General features: G+C 60.2%; 13 protein-coding genes and 1 tRNA gene. 10 read left to right on the plus strand and 4 right to left on the minus strand.

Annotation, left to right across the window (positions count from 1 at the left end; translation table 11 throughout):
- Positions 1-121 precede the first annotated feature (121 nt).
- From HX801_RS14440 to HX801_RS14450, 3 genes are all read left to right on the plus strand, one after another.
- The gene (locus HX801_RS14440; RefSeq protein WP_003211000.1) at positions 122-1,393 is read left to right on the plus strand and encodes a YeaH/YhbH family protein; all 1,272 of its coding nucleotides are present in this window, start codon (positions 122-124) and stop codon (positions 1,391-1,393) included.
- Positions 1,390-2,952 carry a SpoVR family protein gene (locus HX801_RS14445; RefSeq protein WP_003211001.1) on the plus strand — a complete coding sequence of 521 codons (1,563 nt, stop codon included), beginning with the start codon at positions 1,390-1,392 and terminating at the stop codon, positions 2,950-2,952. The genes HX801_RS14440 and HX801_RS14445 overlap by 4 nt, the downstream gene beginning before the upstream one ends.
- Positions 2,953-3,015: 63 nt before the next feature.
- Positions 3,016-4,251, plus strand: a complete 1,236-nt coding sequence (locus tag HX801_RS14450) for a multifunctional CCA addition/repair protein (RefSeq protein WP_008434412.1) — start codon at positions 3,016-3,018, stop codon at positions 4,249-4,251.
- Here HX801_RS14450 and folK read toward each other — a convergent pair.
- Positions 4,221-4,739: a 2-amino-4-hydroxy-6-hydroxymethyldihydropteridine diphosphokinase gene (gene folK, locus HX801_RS14455; RefSeq protein WP_102370018.1), complete on the minus strand. Its 519-nt coding sequence runs from the start codon at positions 4,737-4,739 to the stop codon at positions 4,221-4,223. The two genes, HX801_RS14450 and folK, sit on opposite strands and share 31 nt — an antisense overlap.
- On the minus strand, positions 4,730-5,083 hold the full coding sequence (gene folB / locus HX801_RS14460) for a dihydroneopterin aldolase (RefSeq protein WP_003211007.1): 354 nt from the start codon (positions 5,081-5,083) through the stop codon (positions 4,730-4,732). The genes folK and folB overlap by 10 nt, the downstream gene beginning before the upstream one ends.
- Positions 5,084-5,157: 74 nt before the next feature.
- Here folB and plsY point away from each other — a divergent pair, with 74 nt between their 5' ends.
- Complete coding sequence (gene plsY / locus HX801_RS14465; RefSeq protein WP_003211009.1) at positions 5,158-5,727, plus strand: glycerol-3-phosphate 1-O-acyltransferase PlsY; 570 nt, start codon at positions 5,158-5,160, stop codon at positions 5,725-5,727.
- A gap of 33 nt (positions 5,728-5,760) precedes the next feature.
- Here the strand turns inward: plsY and tsaD are convergent, their stop codons facing one another.
- Positions 5,761-6,786, minus strand: coding sequence for a tRNA (adenosine(37)-N6)-threonylcarbamoyltransferase complex transferase subunit TsaD (gene tsaD / locus HX801_RS14470; protein WP_087694726.1), 1,026 nt, complete (start codon positions 6,784-6,786; stop codon positions 5,761-5,763).
- Positions 6,787-6,989: 203 nt separating this feature from the next.
- Here tsaD and rpsU point away from each other — a divergent pair, with 203 nt between their 5' ends.
- The 6 genes from rpsU (at position 6,990) to HX801_RS14500 (ending at position 16,144) form a co-directional block, all read left to right on the plus strand.
- Positions 6,990-7,205: a 30S ribosomal protein S21 gene (gene rpsU / locus HX801_RS14475; RefSeq protein ID WP_002551877.1), complete on the plus strand. Its 216-nt coding sequence runs from the start codon at positions 6,990-6,992 to the stop codon at positions 7,203-7,205.
- A 445-nt stretch (positions 7,206-7,650) separates the two neighbouring features.
- A complete protein-coding gene (gene dnaG / locus HX801_RS14480; RefSeq protein ID WP_177022284.1) occupies positions 7,651-9,612 on the plus strand; it encodes a DNA primase in 1,962 nt (653 codons plus the stop codon).
- A 67-nt stretch (positions 9,613-9,679) separates the two neighbouring features.
- Positions 9,680-11,530 carry an RNA polymerase sigma factor RpoD gene (rpoD, locus tag HX801_RS14485; RefSeq protein ID WP_003211014.1) on the plus strand — a complete coding sequence of 617 codons (1,851 nt, stop codon included), beginning with the start codon at positions 9,680-9,682 and terminating at the stop codon, positions 11,528-11,530.
- 120 nt (positions 11,531-11,650) lie between these two features.
- Positions 11,651-15,394: a bifunctional diguanylate cyclase/phosphodiesterase gene (locus HX801_RS14490; RefSeq protein WP_134327411.1), complete on the plus strand. Its 3,744-nt coding sequence runs from the start codon at positions 11,651-11,653 to the stop codon at positions 15,392-15,394.
- Positions 15,395-15,409: 15 nt separating this feature from the next.
- A tRNA-Ile gene (locus HX801_RS14495) sits at positions 15,410-15,486 on the plus strand.
- A gap of 145 nt (positions 15,487-15,631) precedes the next feature.
- On the plus strand, positions 15,632-16,144 hold the full coding sequence (locus HX801_RS14500; protein WP_177022285.1) for a cupin domain-containing protein: 513 nt from the start codon (positions 15,632-15,634) through the stop codon (positions 16,142-16,144).
- A gap of 89 nt (positions 16,145-16,233) precedes the next feature.
- Here the strand turns inward: HX801_RS14500 and HX801_RS14505 are convergent, their stop codons facing one another.
- Entirely contained in the window at positions 16,234-16,635 is a 402-nt protein-coding gene (locus HX801_RS14505; protein WP_177022286.1) for a type II toxin-antitoxin system HicB family antitoxin, read from the minus strand.
- Between the last annotated feature and the right edge of the window lie 24 nt (positions 16,636-16,659).

The following is a 16,659-nucleotide window of genomic DNA, read 5'->3' on the forward strand; positions in this document are numbered from 1 at the left end:
CGACAAGCGTGCAATGCCAGGCTCCCGGTGCGCCGGTCAGCCTGGCAATCGACCGCTTGTCTTTAAGCTTCCAGCTTGCCGCTTGAAGCTTGTAACTTGAAGCTGCCCGGAGGGCTCCTACATGAGCTATGTGATCGACCGACGTCTCAATGGCAAGAACAAGAGCACGGTAAACCGCCAGCGGTTCCTGCGGCGTTACCGTGACCACATCAAAAAGGCCGTCGAAGAGGCCGTCAGCCGCCGTTCCATCACCGATATGGAGCATGGCGAACAGATCAGTATCCCCGGACGCGACATCGATGAACCGGTGCTGCACCACGGCCGGGGCGGCAAACAGACCGTCGTGCATCCCGGCAACAAGGAATTCACCAGCGGCGAACATATCCAGCGGCCCCAGGGCGGCGCGGGCGGCAAAGGCCCGGGCAAGGCCGGCAACTCCGGCGAAGGCATGGATGAGTTCGTGTTCCAGATCACCCAGGAAGAGTTCCTGGAGTTCATGTTCGAAGACCTGGAACTGCCCAACCTGGTCAAACGCAACCTGACCGGTACCGACACCTTCAAGACCGTGCGTGCCGGGATCAGCAACGAAGGCAACCCGTCACGGATCAACATCATCCGCACCCTGCGCTCGGCCCATGCGCGACGTATCGCCTTGTCTGGCAGCAGCCGGGCAAAACTGCGGGATGCCAAGGCGGAACTGGAACGCCTGAAACGCGAAGAGCCGGACAACTTCGGCGATATCCAGGAAATTGAAGCCGAAATCGCCAAACTCAGCGCGCGAATCCATCGCGTGCCGTTTCTCGACACCTTCGACCTGAAGTACAACCTGCTGGTCAAGCAACCCAATCCCAGTTCCAAGGCGGTGATGTTCTGCCTGATGGACGTGTCCGGCTCCATGACCCAGGCGACCAAGGACATCGCCAAGCGCTTCTTCATCCTGCTGTACCTGTTTCTCAAGCGTAACTACGACAAGATCGATGTGGTGTTCATCCGCCATCACACCAGCGCCAGGGAAGTCGACGAGGAGGAATTCTTCTACTCGCGGGAAACCGGCGGCACCATCGTCTCCAGCGCCTTGAAGCTGATGCAGGAAATCATGGCCGAACGCTATCCGGCCAACGAGTGGAACATCTATGCCGCCCAGGCTTCCGACGGCGACAACTGGAACGACGACTCGCCGATCTGCCGCGACATCCTGATCAACCAGATCATGCCGTTCGTGCAGTACTACACCTACGTCGAAATCACCCCGCGCGAGCATCAGGCCCTGTGGTTCGAATACGAGCGCATCAGCGAAGCCTTCGCTGACACCTTCGCCCAGCAACAATTGGTCTCGGCCGGCGATATCTATCCGGTCTTCCGTGAACTCTTCCAGCGCAGGTTAGTGACATGACCGCCAAAGAGCATAAGCGCCAACCCATATCCACGGGGTCCGAATGGACCTTCGAACTCATCCAGGCCTATGACCGGGAAATCAGCCGCATCGCGGCGGGTTATGCCCTGGATACCTACCCCAACCAGATCGAAGTGATCACCGCCGAACAGATGATGGATGCCTATGCGTCCGTGGGCATGCCCCTGGGCTATCACCACTGGTCCTACGGCAAACACTTCCTCAGCACTGAAAAGTCCTACACCCGCGGCCAGATGGGCCTGGCCTACGAAATCGTCATCAACTCCGACCCGTGCATCGCCTACCTGATGGAAGAAAACACCATCTGCATGCAGGCGCTGGTGGTGGCCCACGCGTGCTACGGGCATAACAGCTTCTTCAAGGGTAACTACCTGTTCCGCACCTGGACCGATGCCAGCTCGATCATCGATTACCTGGTATTCGCCAAGCAGTACATCATGCAGTGCGAGGAGCGCCACGGCATCGACGCGGTGGAAGACCTGCTGGACTCCTGCCATGCCCTGATGAACTACGGCGTCGACCGCTACAAACGCCCGTATCCGATTTCCGCCGAAGAAGAACGGCTGCGCCAGAAGGACCGTGAAGAGCATCTGCAAAAACAGATCAACGACCTGTGGCGCACCATTCCCAAACGCGCCGGCAAGAACAACGACAAGGACAATGCGCGCTTCCCCGCCGAACCTCAGGAAAACATCCTGTATTTCATCGAAAAGCACGCGCCATTGCTGGAGCCCTGGCAGCGGGAAATCGTGCGGATCGTGCGCAAGATCGCCCAGTATTTCTACCCACAACGCCAGACCCAGGTGATGAACGAAGGCTGGGCCACGTTCTGGCACTACACCCTGATGAACGACCTGTATGACGAAGGCCTGGTCACCGACGGTTTCATGATGGAGTTCCTGACGTCCCACACCAGCGTGGTCTTCCAGCCGGGCTTCGACAGCCCCTACTACAGCGGTATCAACCCTTATGCATTGGGCTTTGCGATGTACCGCGATATCCGGCGCATGTGCGAGCACCCCACCGAAGAAGACCGCCGCTGGTTCCCGGAGATTGCCGGCAGCGATTGGTTGTCGACCATCAAGTTCGCCATGAGCAGCTTCAAGGATGAGAGCTTCATCCTGCAGTACCTGTCCCCCCAGGTGATTCGAGACCTCAAGCTGTTCAGCATCATGGACGACGACCTCAAGGACGACCTGCTGGTGCCGGCGATCCACGATGAGCCGGGTTACCGCACCATCCGCGAAACCCTCGCGGCGCAGTACAACCTGGGCAACCGCGAACCCAATGTGCAGATCTACAGCATCGACGTACGCGGCGATCGCTCGTTGACCCTGCGCCACCAGCAGCACGACCGCAAACCGCTGGGAGAGTCCACTGAGGAGGTTCTCAAGCACCTGCACCGGCTGTGGGGGTTCGATATCCACCTGGAAACGCTGCAAGGCGACCAGGTGATGAAAACCCACCATGTTCCGCCCCGCAACGAACACGGCGATAACGATTACGGCCGCCTGGACCTGGCAGTCGTACATCTGTGAAACGGCAAAGCCTCCATTGGCGGGCCGCAGGCGTTATCCTGTGCCGCTAATGGAGGCTTTTTCATGCAAATCTACAAAGTCGGTGGTGCGGTACGTGATCGCCTGCTGGGCATCCCCGTTACCGATATCGACCGTGTCGTAGTCGGCGCTACCACTGAAGAAATGCTCGCCCTGGGCTACAAGCCTGTGGGTTCGGACTTCCCGGTATTTCTTGACCCGAAAAATGGTGACGAGTACGCCCTCGCCCGCACGGAGCGCAAGAGCGGCCGGGGTTATGGCGGCTTTGTGTTTCACGCCAGCCCCGAAGTTACCCTGGAAGAAGACCTGATCCGCCGCGACCTGACCATCAACGCCATGGCCGAGGATGACGCGGGCAACCTGACCGACCCTTATCACGGCCAGCAGGATCTGGACGCACGCATTCTGCGTCACGTTTCCCCGGCGTTTGCCGAAGATCCACTGCGTGTCCTGCGCGTTGCCCGCTTTGCCGCGCGCTATGCCGGCCTCGGCTTTACGGTAGCGCCCGAAACCCTGGAACTGATGCGCGAACTCAGCGCGTCGGGCGAACTGGAAGCCTTGACGCCCGAACGCAGCTGGAAGGAGATTTCCCGCGCATTGATGGAAAACCAGCCACAGGTGTTTATCCAGGTGCTGCGCGATTGCGGCGCCCTGAAAACCCTGATGCCGGAAATCGACGCACTGTTTGGCGTGCCGCAACCCGAGGCCCATCACCCCGAAATCGATACCGGCGTGCACACATTGAGCGTGCTGGAACAGGCGGCCATCCATGCCCAACCGTTGACCGTCCGCTGGGCCTGCCTGCTGCACGATCTGGGCAAGGGGCTCACGCCTGTGGATAAGTTGCCGCAGCACATCGCTCATGAGCAACGCGGCGTGAAGCTGATCAAGGCGATGAACGAACGCTTCAAGGTGCCAAGGGATTGCCAGGAGTTGGCGTTGCTGGTGGGCGAATATCACACCCACGGCCACCGCGCACTGGAGCTGAGGCCCTCGACATTGCTGGAGTTGCTGCAAAGCTTCGACGTTTACCGTCGCCCGCAACGCTTTGAAGAGTTTGTGGTGGCATGCGAGATGGACGCCCGCGGGCGCAAGGGCCTTGAGCAGAGAAGTTATCCACAAGCCGATTATTTGCGCGGTGCGGCGCTGGCGGCCAGAGGTGTGGCCGTCGCACCGCTACTGGAACAAGGCTACAAAGGTCCCGAACTGGGCGAAGCGCTGAAACGCGAACGGCTCAAGGCGCTAAAAGCCTACAAGAGCGAGTCCGGCGTCAACGGCTGATCCCGCCATTCGAACGCGACCGGCGCCAGTACCTGGTCAATGTGTGCATCCTCCCACAGCGCGGCAAATGACTTGCCCACCTCAGGATGCACACGCTGCGGCGCCATCAACGACAGCGGCCACAGCACAAACGCGTTCTTCAGGATTTCGGCCCGGGGCAGGATCAGGCCATCGAAGTTACCCACCAGCTCGCCATACAGCAGCACGTCGATGTCCAGCGGCAAGCCCTTGCGATCCGGGGCGTAGCGGCCATTGTCGGCCTCGATGAATTTCAGCCGGCGGTCCAGTTCCATCAACGGCAGGTCGGTATACGCCGACACCACCAGATTGAAGAATGGCCCGCTCTTTATGCCCACAGGCTGGCTTTCAAACACCGGCGAACAGCGCATCTGCGTCAGGAAACCCGCCAGCGCATCAAGGCCAGCGTGCAAATGGGCCTCACGCTCGATGTTACTGCCAAGACCAAGGTAAACCTGAGTTAGCGACATCCGCGCTCGATCTCCACGCCCACGCCCTTGGCGGCCGGTACGGCGCCGGGCTTGGTCAGTTTGAGGTGCAGCCAGGGAATCTGGAACTCACTCATCAACACTTCAGCCAGGCGCTCGGCGAAGGTTTCCACCAGCTGGAATTGCGCCTGCTCGGCAAAGGCCTGGATCCGCGCGGACACGCTCGCGTAATCCAGCGCCAGGGTCAGGTCATCACCGGCAGCGGCCGGGCGGTTATCCCAGGCGAAGCTCAGGTCCAGACGCAGGCATTGCCGGATACCGCGCTCCCAGTCGTAGGCCCCGATCACGGTGTCGACTTCCAGGCCTTCGATAAACACTCTGTCCAAGCACTCTTCTCCGCTGCACGACAAGGGCGCGATGCCCCGTTAGAATCAGGGCGTCCTCGCCCGGAATAGTTAGCATGTTTTGGTTACTGGCGACTCTCGCCTACCTGCTCGGCTCGCTGTCCTTCGCCATTTTGCTCAGCCGCCTGACGGGAAATCCCGACCCGCGAATGAGTGGCTCAGGCAATGCCGGCGCCACCAATATGTTGCGCCTGGCCGGCAAGAAACTCGCCGTACTCACGCTGTTCGGCGACGTCTGCAAGGGCCTGCTGCCGGTGCTGATCGCCGATCTCGCCGGGCTGTCGCTGCAACAGCAAGCCTGGATCGGCGTCTGCGCGGTGCTCGGCCACCTGTTCCCGCTGTACTTTCGCTTTCGCGGCGGCAAAGGCGTTGCGACGGCGGCCGGCATGCTGCTGGGGATCTACCCACCGGCGGCGCTGCTGGCCATCCTGGCCTGGCTGCTGACGTTCTACCTGACACGCACCAGCTCGCTGGCCGCCCTCATCGCCACGCCCCTGACCCTGCCGTTGCTGGCGTGGCAGGAACCGGAGGCGCTGGTGCCGATGAGCGTGCTCACGCTGCTGATCGTCTGGCGCCACCGGGGCAATTTACGCGACCTGTTTGCCGGGCGCGAACGGCATTTTTAAATACGCCCGGTGAACCCGGCTCACGTTCGCCCGTTACAGCGGCGGCAACTGCTCCATCGGCCAGCGCGCCTGCACGCTGATTGCCAGGCTTTCATGCTGCCCGGCCTGCAAACGCTGGCAACCGGCATAGGCGATCATCGCACCGTTATCGGTGCAGAATTCGGGACGCGCATAAAACACGTCGCCCTTCATGTCGCCGAGCATTTTCTCCAGGGAGCTGCGCAGCGCCTTGTTCGCGCTGACGCCGCCCGCGATCACCAGGCGCTTCATGCCCGCCTGCTTCAGGGCCCGCTTGCACTTGATGGTCAAAGTCTCCACCACGGCCTGCTGGAACGCCAGCGAGATGTCGCAACGGGCTTGCTCACTGTCGTCTCCGGCGCTGACGCTCTGCTGCCAGGTGTTCAGGGCAGAGGTTTTCAGGCCGCTGAAGCTGAACATCAGGCCAGGGCGATCGCACATCGGGCGCGGGAAGGTATAGCGCCCCGGAACGCCTTTTTCTGCCAAGCGGGCGATTTCCGGGCCGCCCGGATAATTAAGGCCCATCATCTTCGCAGTCTTGTCGAAAGCTTCACCGGCAGCGTCGTCCAGGCTTTCGCCCAGCAGCGTGTATTGACCGATTCCGTCGACCTGAACCAGCTGCGTATGGCCGCCTGAAACCAACAAAGCGACGAACGGGAACGCTGGCGGGTTTTCTTCCAGCATCGGTGCCAGTAAATGGCCTTCCATGTGGTGCACACCAAGGGCCGGAATGCCCCAGGCAAATGCCAGCGCCTGGGCGCAAGAGGCCCCAACCAGCAGGGCTCCGACCAATCCGGGGCCTGCGGTATAGGCAATGGCGTCGATCTCGGTCGGCACGCAGCCGGCCTCGTCCAACACCTGCCGAATCAATGGCAGCATGCGTTTCACATGATCACGGCTGGCCAGCTCCGGCACCACGCCGCCATAGGCGCGATGCAGGTCGATCTGACTGAACAGTGCGTCGGCCAAAAGCCCGCGTTCACTGTCGTAAAGTGCGACACCGGTTTCGTCGCACGAGGTTTCTAATCCCAGAACTAGCATGGGTTTGCGCCTTGTAGAGGCTGAATTCGAAGGCGCGCATAATAGTCGCCACTCCCCCTCCCGACTAGCGGTTTTCGATCAGAGGCTTTGCATTCCGGGCAATGAGGGGTTAACATCCGCAACCCTTAAAAACCGACGACCTCAGCCGCGAATTTTTTGCGACGAGAACGTTGATTCCCGGTAATGAAAGAAGGTAGCTCTGGATGCCAGCCGTCAAAGTAAAAGAGAACGAACCCTTCGACGTAGCTCTGCGTCGTTTCAAGCGCTCCTGCGAAAAAGCCGGTGTTCTGGCTGAAGTTCGTAGCCGCGAATTTTACGAGAAGCCAACTTCTGAGCGTAAGCGTAAAGCAGCAGCCGCTGTTAAGCGTCACGCCAAGAAAGTTCAGCGCGAGCAGCGCCGCGCCGTTCGTCTGTACTAATACACAGACGTTCGTAGCAAGCTTCTGCCAAGCCCGGCCCTCAGCCGGGCTGTTGGCATTTGCGGATATCGCTTGATGCTTCACCGTTGACGCCGCACACGCGACTGAAACGAACTGCTTCACACGTCAGGACTGGCTCTTTTGCCAGCGGTGCACGTCTCTTCTGACGAGCCTAACAAGGCTACTGACGAGCACACTTATTTTTTAACAGGCGATCAACAGGTCGGCTGCGCCCACCGATGAGCTTCCGAGGCCCCCACATGGCCAAGACCGGACTCCCGGGCAACATTTCTACGCCGGGCACTGATCGGAACTAACGTCAGTGAATGTTCGGCAGATACACTTCCTGACAGACCAAGCAGACGACAGTAGATCGAGCCGCACAACACGCGCGCCTTGAGCACTTTGCGGGCCCTCTTTTACACGCAGTGATGACGAGAACGCCATGGCCGGGCTAATTCCCCAGAGCTTTATTGACGACCTTCTGAACCGCACCGACATCGTCGATGTTGTCAGCTCGCGCCTGCAGATGAAAAAGGCCGGCAAGAACTACACCGCCTGCTGCCCGTTCCACAAGGAAAAGACTCCGTCGTTCAGCGTCAGCCCCGACAAGCAGTTCTACTACTGCTTCGGCTGCGGCGCTGGCGGCAACGCCCTCGGCTTCATCATGGACCACGACAACCTGGACTTCCCCCAGGCCGTCGAGGAACTGGCGAAAGCCGCCGGCATGGAAATCCCCCGCGAAGAAAGTGGCCGCCCGCACAAACCGCGGCAACCCACCGATTCGCCGCTGTACCCGCTGCTTACCGCTGCTGCCGACTTTTACCGCCAGGCACTGAAAAGCCACCCGCAGCGCAAAGCCGCCGTCGATTACCTCAAGGGCCGCGGCCTGACCGGTGAAATCGCCCGCGACTTCGGCCTCGGCTTCGCCCCGCCGGGCTGGGACAACCTGTACAAGCACCTGAGCAGCGACACCCTGCAGCAAAAAGCCATGATCGACGCCGGCCTGTTGGTGGAAAACGCCGAGACCGGCAAGCGTTATGACCGTTTCCGCGACCGCGTGATGTTCCCGATCCGCGACAGCCGCGGCCGCATCATCGCGTTCGGCGGCCGGGTGCTGGGGGACGACAAGCCCAAATACCTGAACTCACCGGAAACCCCGGTGTTTCATAAAGGCCAGGAACTCTACGGCCTGTTTGAGGCGCGCAAGAACAACCGCAACCTCGACGAAATCATCGTGGTTGAAGGCTATATGGACGTGATTGCCCTGGCCCAGCAAGGTTTGCGCAACGCCGTGGCGACCCTGGGCACCGCGACCAGCGAAGAGCACTTGAAGCGCCTGTTTCGCGTAGTGCCCAACGTACTGTTCTGCTTCGACGGCGACCAGGCCGGCCGCAACGCAGCGTGGCGTGCCCTTGAGTCGACCCTGTCGAGCCTGCAGGACGGGCGGCGCGCACGATTCCTGTTCCTGCCCGAAGGTGAAGACCCGGACACCCTGGTCCGCTCCGAAGGCACCGACGCGTTCCGCGCGCGCATCAACCAACACGCACAACCGCTGGCCGATTACTTTTTCCAGCAACTGACCGAAGAGTCCGACCCGCGCTCCCTCGAAGGCAAGGCCCACATGGTCACCCTCGCGGCACCGCTGATCGACAAGGTTCCGGGCGCCAACCTGCGCACCCTGATGCGCCAGCGCCTGCTGGAAATCACCGGCTTGAGTGGCGAGGCCGTCAGCCAGCTGGCCCGCAGCGCGCCGCAAGAGGCGCCGCCGGCCTACGACCCGGGCATGGATTACGACGCCATGCCGGACTACTCCGACTTCCACCAACCGCAGGAGGCCTACACGCCCCAGCAGGAGTGGACACCGAAGAAACCCGGCACCGGCGGCAAGAAATGGGACAAGAAACCCTGGGACAAAAACGGCAAACGTGGCGGTGACCGTGACGAACCGCGCGGCCCACGCGTCCCAGCAGCAGTAGAGCCGCCCACCATGGCAGCCCTGCGTACACTTTTGCACCACCCGCAACTGGCACAAAAAGTCGAGGATGCGGGGCACTTTGCGGCCGAAGACCACACCAATACGCAACTGTTGGTGGCCCTGCTCGAAGCCGTACAGAAGAATCCTAAGCTAAACTCATTCCAGCTGATTGCACGCTGGCACGGCACCGAACAGGGCCGTTTGCTGAAGGCATTGGCAGAAAAGGAATGGCTGATTGATGGCGATAACCTTGAACAACAGTTTTTCGACACCATTACTAGCTTGGTAGCTCGTCAACGCGAGCGAAACCTGGAACAACTTCTTCGAAAAGCGCGTCAGAGTGAATTGACCGCCGAAGAGAAAAATCAACTGCGCGACCTTTTAAGTCGCAATGTTTCCGCATCAAACCCGACCTCAGCTGGCGTGTGAGGTCATAGCTCGGGTATAATCCTCGGCTTGTTTTTTGCCCGCCAAGACCTTCAGTGGATAGGGTGTTATGTCCGGAAAAGCGCAACAGCAGTCTCGTATCAAAGAGTTGATCACCCTTGGTCGTGAGCAGAAGTATCTGACTTACGCAGAGGTCAACGACCACCTGCCTGAGGATATTTCAGATCCAGAGCAGGTGGAAGACATCATCCGCATGATTAATGACATGGGGATCCCCGTACACGAGAGTGCTCCGGATGCGGACGCCCTTATGTTGGCCGACGCCGATACCGACGAGGCAGCCGCTGAAGAAGCAGCCGCCGCGTTGGCAGCGGTCGAGACCGACATCGGTCGCACGACTGACCCTGTGCGCATGTATATGCGCGAAATGGGTACGGTAGAGCTGCTGACACGTGAAGGCGAAATCGAAATCGCCAAGCGTATCGAAGAGGGCATCCGTGAAGTGATGGGCGCAATCGCGCACTTCCCAGGCACGGTTGACCACATTCTCTCCGAGTACACTCGCGTCACCACCGAAGGTGGCCGCCTGTCCGACGTCCTGAGCGGTTATATCGACCCGGACGACGGCATTGCGCCACCTGCGGCTGAAATTCCGCCACCGATCGATGCCAAGGCTGCGAAAGCAGACGACGACACCGACGACGACGAAGCTGAAGCCAGCACCGATGACGAAGAAGAAGTCGAAAGCGGTCCGGATCCGATCATCGCAGCCCAGCGCTTTGGCGCGGTCTCCGATCAGATGGAACTGGCTCGCAAGGCCCTGAAGAAGCACGGTCGCGGCAGCAAGCAGGCAACTGCTGAATTGCTGGCCCTGGCTGAACTCTTCATGCCGATCAAACTGGTACCGAAGCAATTCGAAGGCCTGGTTGAGCGGGTTCGTAGCGCCCTTGAGCGTCTGCGTGCACAAGAGCGTGCGATCATGCAGCTCTGTGTCCGTGATGCGCGCATGCCGCGTGCCGACTTCCTGCGCCAGTTCCCGGGCAACGAAGTCGACGAAAGCTGGACCGACGCACTGGCCAAAGGCAAAAGCAAATACGCTGAAGCCATTGGTCGCTTCCAGGCCGACATCGTTCGTTGCCAGCAGAAGCTGACTGCATTGCAGACTGAAACCGGTCTGACGATTGCCGAGATCAAGGACATCAACCGTCGCATGTCGATCGGTGAGGCCAAGGCCCGCCGCGCGAAGAAAGAGATGGTTGAAGCGAACTTGCGTCTGGTGATCTCCATCGCCAAGAAGTACACCAACCGTGGCCTGCAATTCCTCGATCTGATCCAGGAAGGCAACATCGGCTTGATGAAAGCGGTGGACAAGTTCGAATACCGTCGCGGCTACAAGTTCTCGACTTATGCCACCTGGTGGATCCGTCAGGCGATCACTCGCTCGATCGCCGACCAGGCCCGCACCATCCGTATTCCGGTGCACATGATCGAGACGATCAACAAGCTCAACCGTATCTCCCGGCAGATGTTGCAGGAAATGGGTCGCGAACCGACCCCGGAAGAGTTGGGCGAACGCATGGAAATGCCTGAGGATAAAATCCGCAAGGTATTGAAGATCGCTAAAGAGCCGATCTCCATGGAAACCCCGATCGGTGATGACGAAGACTCCCATCTGGGTGACTTCATCGAAGACTCGACCATGCAGTCGCCAATCGATGTTGCTACCGTTGAGAGCCTGAAAGAAGCGACTCGCGACGTACTGTCCGGCCTCACTGCCCGTGAAGCCAAGGTACTGCGCATGCGCTTCGGCATCGACATGAATACCGACCACACCCTTGAGGAGGTTGGTAAGCAGTTCGACGTTACCCGTGAGCGGATTCGTCAGATCGAAGCCAAGGCGCTGCGCAAGCTGCGCCACCCGACGAGAAGCGAGCATTTGCGCTCCTTCCTCGACGAGTGATCACAAAAACCCCGGCCCAGGCCGGGGTTTTTGCTTCTACAGATTAAATCCTCGCTGACTCCCCTCCCCCGCAATGCCCGTCTACACTCGAAACATTCCCCGTGCCATAACGAGACCGTTATGCCCAGATTGCCGACCGTGTTACTGCTGTCGCTGCTGACCTGGACCGCAACGGCTGGCGCGTTGACTCTCACCGATGAAGAGCGTGGCTGGCTGGCGGACCACCAAGAGTTGCGCCTGGGCGTCGACGCCTCTTGGCCACCCTTTGAATACCGCGATGAAGATGGTCGCTACCAGGGCCTGGCCGCTGATTATGTGCGGCTGATGCAGGATCGCCTTGGCGTCAGGATAAAACTGATCGAGCCGGTGAACTGGAGCGCCGTGCTGGAACAGGCCCGCAACAATCAGCTCGACCTGCTGCCGGGCATCATGTCCACACCGGAACGCCAGGGTTTCCTGTCGTTTACCCGGCCTTATCTCGACTTCCCCATCGTCATCCTCGCCCACGAAGGCGGCCCGCAACCACGCAGCCTCAAAGACCTGTACGGGTTGAAGGTGGCCGTGGTGGAAAACTACGCGCCCCATGAACTGCTGCGCACTCACCACCCGGACCTCAACCTGGTGGCCATGCCCAATGTCAGCGCCACGCTGCAGGCCCTGGCCACCGACAAGGTCGATGCCGTAGTGGGCGATCTGGCGTCCAGCGTGTGGAGCCTGCGTCAACTCAAGCTGGAAGGCCTGTACATCAGCGGCGAAACGCCTTACCGCTATCAGTTGGCCATGGGCGTACCCAAGGACGACAAGATGCTGGTGGGCATCCTCGATAAAGTCCTGGCCGACATCAGCCCGGCTGAGACCGAGGCCATCCAGCAGCGCTGGGTCGGCAACGTCATCGACCACCGCACGCTCTGGACGGATGTGCTGCTCTACGGGTTGCCTGCCGTGCTGTTGCTGAGCATCGTGCTGGCCGTGGTTATTCGGATCAATCGTCGGCTCAGCTCGGAAATTTCCCGCCGGGTCGCCCTCGAACAGGAACTGCGCAGCAGCGAATACCACTATCGCGGCCTGGTGGAGAGCCTTTCCGCGATCGCCTGGGAAGCCAGCATCAGCGATTTCACCTACAGCTACGTGTCGCCCCACGCCGAGGAACTGCTGGGTTACCCCCGTGCCCACTGGCTGATCCCGGGCTTCTGGCGCAACATCATCCACCCCGCGGACCTGACCCGCACCGAATCCTATTGCTACGCCGAAACCCGGGCCAACCGCGACCACAGTGTCGACTACCGGGTGATCACCGCCGATGGACGCTGCCTGTGGGTGCGGGACATCGTCAGCCTGATCGAACACGGCCACGAACCCGTGCTGCGCGGCCTGATGATCGACATCAGCGAAGCCAAGCGCACCGAGGAAGCGTTGCAGCTTTCGGAACAGAAATTCGCCTCTGTGTTCCAGCAATGCCCGGACATCCTGGTCATCGCCCGGCTGTCGGACGGCTGCCTGATGGAGGTCAATAAGGCATTCGAAGACCAGATCGGCCTGAGCGCCGAAGCAGTCGTAGGAAAAACCGCCACTGAACTGAATATCTGGGGCATCCAGGGCGTAGGCCCCGGCCTGCTGCAACGGGTACAGACCACCAGCATCCGCAACCTGGAAATGCCCTTCCTGCGCAGCAACGGCCAGGCCTTCACCGGACTGATCTCCGCCGAACCCTTTCAACTGGATACCACCGAAGCCCTGGTCGTGGTGGTGCGTGACATCACCCAGCTGAAAGAAACCCAGCAGCGACTGCAGACCTCCGAAGAGAAATTCGCCAAGGCCTTTCATGCCTCTCCCGACGGCCTGCTGTTGTCCCGCCAAAGCGACGGTTTGCTGATTGAGGTCAACGAAGGATTCAGTCGAATTACCGGCTTCAACAGCGTGATGTCGCTGGACCAGTCAACCCTGGACCTCGGGATCTGGGTCGACCTGAACGAACGCAAAGATATGTTGGAGCGACTGCAACGGGATGGATTTGTCCGCGACTTTGTCTGCCACATCCGCCGCAGCGACGGCGAAATTCGCCTGTGTGAAGTCTCCAGCCGCCCGCTGCCCATCGGCGACGACGACTGCATGCTGACCATCGCCCGGGACATCACCGAACGCCAACTGATGCAGGAAAAACTGCAACAGGCCGCCACCGTGTTCGAGAGCACGGCCGAAGGCGTACTGATCACCGACACCCGACAAAATATCAGCGCCGTGAACCGCGCCTTCAGCGAGATCACCGGCTACAGCGAAGCCGAGGCCCTTGGCCAAACCCCGCGCCTGCTTGCCTCGGGCCTGCACGACAGCGCCTTCTACGCGGCCATGTGGCACCAACTGACGGCCAACGGCCACTGGCAAGGCGAGATCTCCAACCGGCGCAAGAACGGCGAGCTGTACCCCAGCTGGCTGACCATCAGCGCCGTGCGCAACCGCGAGGAGTCGATCACCCACTTCGTCGCCGTGTTTGCCGACATCTCCAGCCTCAAGCACGCCCAGGCGCGCCTCGATTACCAGGCCCACCACGACCCGCTGACCGGCCTGCCCAACCGCACCCTGTTTGAAAGCCGCCTGCAAGCCGCCCTCAACAACCAACAGGAAACCGGCAGCCAGGGCGCCGTGCTGTTCCTCGACCTCGACCGCTTCAAACACATCAACGACAGCCTCGGCCACCCGATTGGCGACCTGCTGCTCAAGGACATCGCCGTTCGCCTCAAGGACCAACTGCGAGACGTCGACACCGTCGCGCGCCTGGGTGGCGACGAATTCATCATCCTGCTGCCCGGCCTGCAACAAGCCAGCGACGCCGAACACCTGGCCAATAAGCTGCTGGCCTGCTTCACCCCACCGTTCCAGGCGGGCGAGCATGAGTTCTTCATCAGCGCCAGCATCGGCACCAGCCTGTACCCACGGGACGGCAACGACGTCGCCACCCTGGTCAAAAACGCTGACGCCGCCATGTACCGCTCCAAGGCCAAAGGCCGCAACCGCGTCGAAAGCTACACCCAGGACCTCACTGCGCAAGCCAACGAGCGCGTGGCCCTGGAACACGAACTGCGCCGAGCGATCGAGCGCGACGAATTGTCTCTCTATTACCAGCCGAAACTCAGCCTCGACACCCAACAACTGATCGGCGCCGAAGCCCTGATTCGCTGGCGCCACCCCACCTTCGGCGAAGTGCCGCCCGAGCACTTCATTGCCCTGGCCGAAGAGAACGGCATGATCCTGCAGATTGGCGACTGGGTACTGGAGCAGGCCTGCCGACAGATGCACGACTGGCGAGAAATTTTTGATGACTTCGGCCCGCTGTCCGTCAACCTCGCCGGCGCGCAACTGCGCCACCCCAACCTGCTGGCGCGCATCGAGCAACTGCTGCGGGACAACCGCCTGGAGCCTGGCTGCCTGCAACTGGAGATCACCGAAAACTTCATCATGAGCCAGGCCGAAGAGGCGCTGGAGGTGCTGCACCAGCTCAAGCATCTGGGCGTGCAACTGGCCATTGATGACTTCGGCACCGGCTATTCGTCCCTAAGCTACCTGAAACGCCTGCCGCTGGACTTCCTGAAGATCGACCAATCCTTCGTCCGTGGCCTGCCCGACGACCCACACGATGCGGCGATCGTGCGCGCCATTATTGCCCTGGGGCACAGCATGCAATTCACCATCATTGCCGAGGGCGTAGAAACGCCGGCCCAGCAAGCGTTTCTGGCGGCTGAAGGTTGTGAGCAGATGCAGGGCTACATCGTCAGCCTGCCGCTGCCGCCGGACCTTTTCGCCGCTACGTTCCTTCGTATGAGCGTTTCGGACTTTTCGGATGGCACAGCGAAGAAACCATCGCTATAATCCGCGGCCTACTGAGGGCCTATAGCTCAGTTGGTTAGAGCAGGGGACTCATAATCCCTTGGTCGTAGGTTCGAGTCCTACTGGGCCCACCATCTTGAAAGCCGCGCATTGCGCGGCTTTGTCGTTTCTGGCGCGTGAGTCGTGCAGCAATGAAACATTAGTTAGTTGTCCCGAACGGCTACGGCACTGACCATGATTCCCAGTCAACGCCAATTCAGCACGAGGGAAACTTGTTCCATGCATCAGCAAAAACGCTCGCCGCGCAACGCAATCCACGGCCTGGGCATACGTGCCACAGCCACCGTCGCAATCACCCTCGCCACCTTGAGCGGTGCACAAGCCGCCCCCGCCGCCACTGACTCCATCAAGGCATTCAAGCTCTGCACCGGCGCCGACAACAATTCGCACGTACTGGAAGGCACCATCGACCAGAGCATGCGCAATGACGTGACTGCCATTCACTTCAAGCAAACCCCGGCGCACGCCTCGTATGGCTGGCATAACGACCCGGAGCCTCAGTACGTGATGACGCTGTCCGGCACCCTTGCATTCGTGACTCGCGGCGGTGAGAAGTTCACGTTGCATCCGGGTGAAGTACTGATCGCCGAAGACAATACCGGCACCGGGCACCGCTGGAATCTGGTGGACGATCAACCGTGGCGGCGAGGGTACGTGGTGCTGAAGCCGGGCGCGCCGGATTCATTTATCCCGAACGATGCTGCCGCTGCGAAGGTGTGCAAGGGGTCGTAGTCTCGCTGATCACACCTCCTCGAATAAAAGAAAGACTTACGCTTTGCGGTGTAAGCCTTTTTTGTGCTGCGTGCTCTACCGGCCCGTTATCAAACGGAAAGTTCGCGCAAAGCCGCCGTCGCCAGGAACCCAGAGCGCGAGGCATAGCGATGGTCTTTTTGCACTCGCTCATCGATACGATTCAAAAGTTGCTCAGGCAGTGAGGCGTTGAACCTGACTGACTTGCCCAGGTAAGGAGTGAGATCAAAGTCGATCACCGCCCACACGCCACCCGCAAAGTCCGGATTCTCCAAATGGACGTCGACCTCTCTAGCCTGAGGAAGCCGCTCCTCATCAGCAACCAATCCCTCGAGGTGCAGCGCTAAAGCTTCGCGGACATTATCCAGAGCTTCGGAAAAGGTTGTGCCCGCAGAAAAGCAACCTGGCACGTCCGGGACGGTCACGCTGTAATCTGAATCAGCGCCTTTATGCATCACCACAGGGAATTTCATTTTTCATCCTCTGAATGAACCGCC

The organism is Pseudomonas sp. G1002, from assembly GCF_013385455.1.
Lineage (GTDB): Bacteria > Pseudomonadota > Gammaproteobacteria > Pseudomonadales > Pseudomonadaceae > Aquipseudomonas.

What these genes read in the sequence shown, in the direction of transcription:
- HX801_RS14440 (WP_003211000.1), top strand. Translation starts at nt 122, where the DNA reads ATGAGCTATGTGATCGACCGACGTCTCAATGGCAAGAACAAGAGCACG.
- HX801_RS14445 (WP_003211001.1), top strand. Translation starts at nt 1,390, where the DNA reads ATGACCGCCAAAGAGCATAAGCGCCAACCCATATCCACGGGGTCCGAA.
- HX801_RS14450 (WP_008434412.1), top strand. Translation starts at nt 3,016, where the DNA reads ATGCAAATCTACAAAGTCGGTGGTGCGGTACGTGATCGCCTGCTGGGC.
- folK (WP_102370018.1), bottom strand. Translation starts at nt 4,739, where the DNA reads ATGTCGCTAACTCAGGTTTACCTTGGTCTTGGCAGTAACATCGAGCGT.
- plsY (WP_003211009.1), top strand. Translation starts at nt 5,158, where the DNA reads ATGTTTTGGTTACTGGCGACTCTCGCCTACCTGCTCGGCTCGCTGTCC.
- tsaD (WP_087694726.1), bottom strand. Translation starts at nt 6,786, where the DNA reads ATGCTAGTTCTGGGATTAGAAACCTCGTGCGACGAAACCGGTGTCGCA.
- rpsU (WP_002551877.1), top strand. Translation starts at nt 6,990, where the DNA reads ATGCCAGCCGTCAAAGTAAAAGAGAACGAACCCTTCGACGTAGCTCTG.
- dnaG (WP_177022284.1), top strand. Translation starts at nt 7,651, where the DNA reads ATGGCCGGGCTAATTCCCCAGAGCTTTATTGACGACCTTCTGAACCGC.
- rpoD (WP_003211014.1), top strand. Translation starts at nt 9,680, where the DNA reads ATGTCCGGAAAAGCGCAACAGCAGTCTCGTATCAAAGAGTTGATCACC.
- HX801_RS14490 (WP_134327411.1), top strand. Translation starts at nt 11,651, where the DNA reads ATGCCCAGATTGCCGACCGTGTTACTGCTGTCGCTGCTGACCTGGACC.
- HX801_RS14500 (WP_177022285.1), top strand. Translation starts at nt 15,632, where the DNA reads ATGCATCAGCAAAAACGCTCGCCGCGCAACGCAATCCACGGCCTGGGC.
- HX801_RS14505 (WP_177022286.1), bottom strand. Translation starts at nt 16,635, where the DNA reads ATGAAATTCCCTGTGGTGATGCATAAAGGCGCTGATTCAGATTACAGC.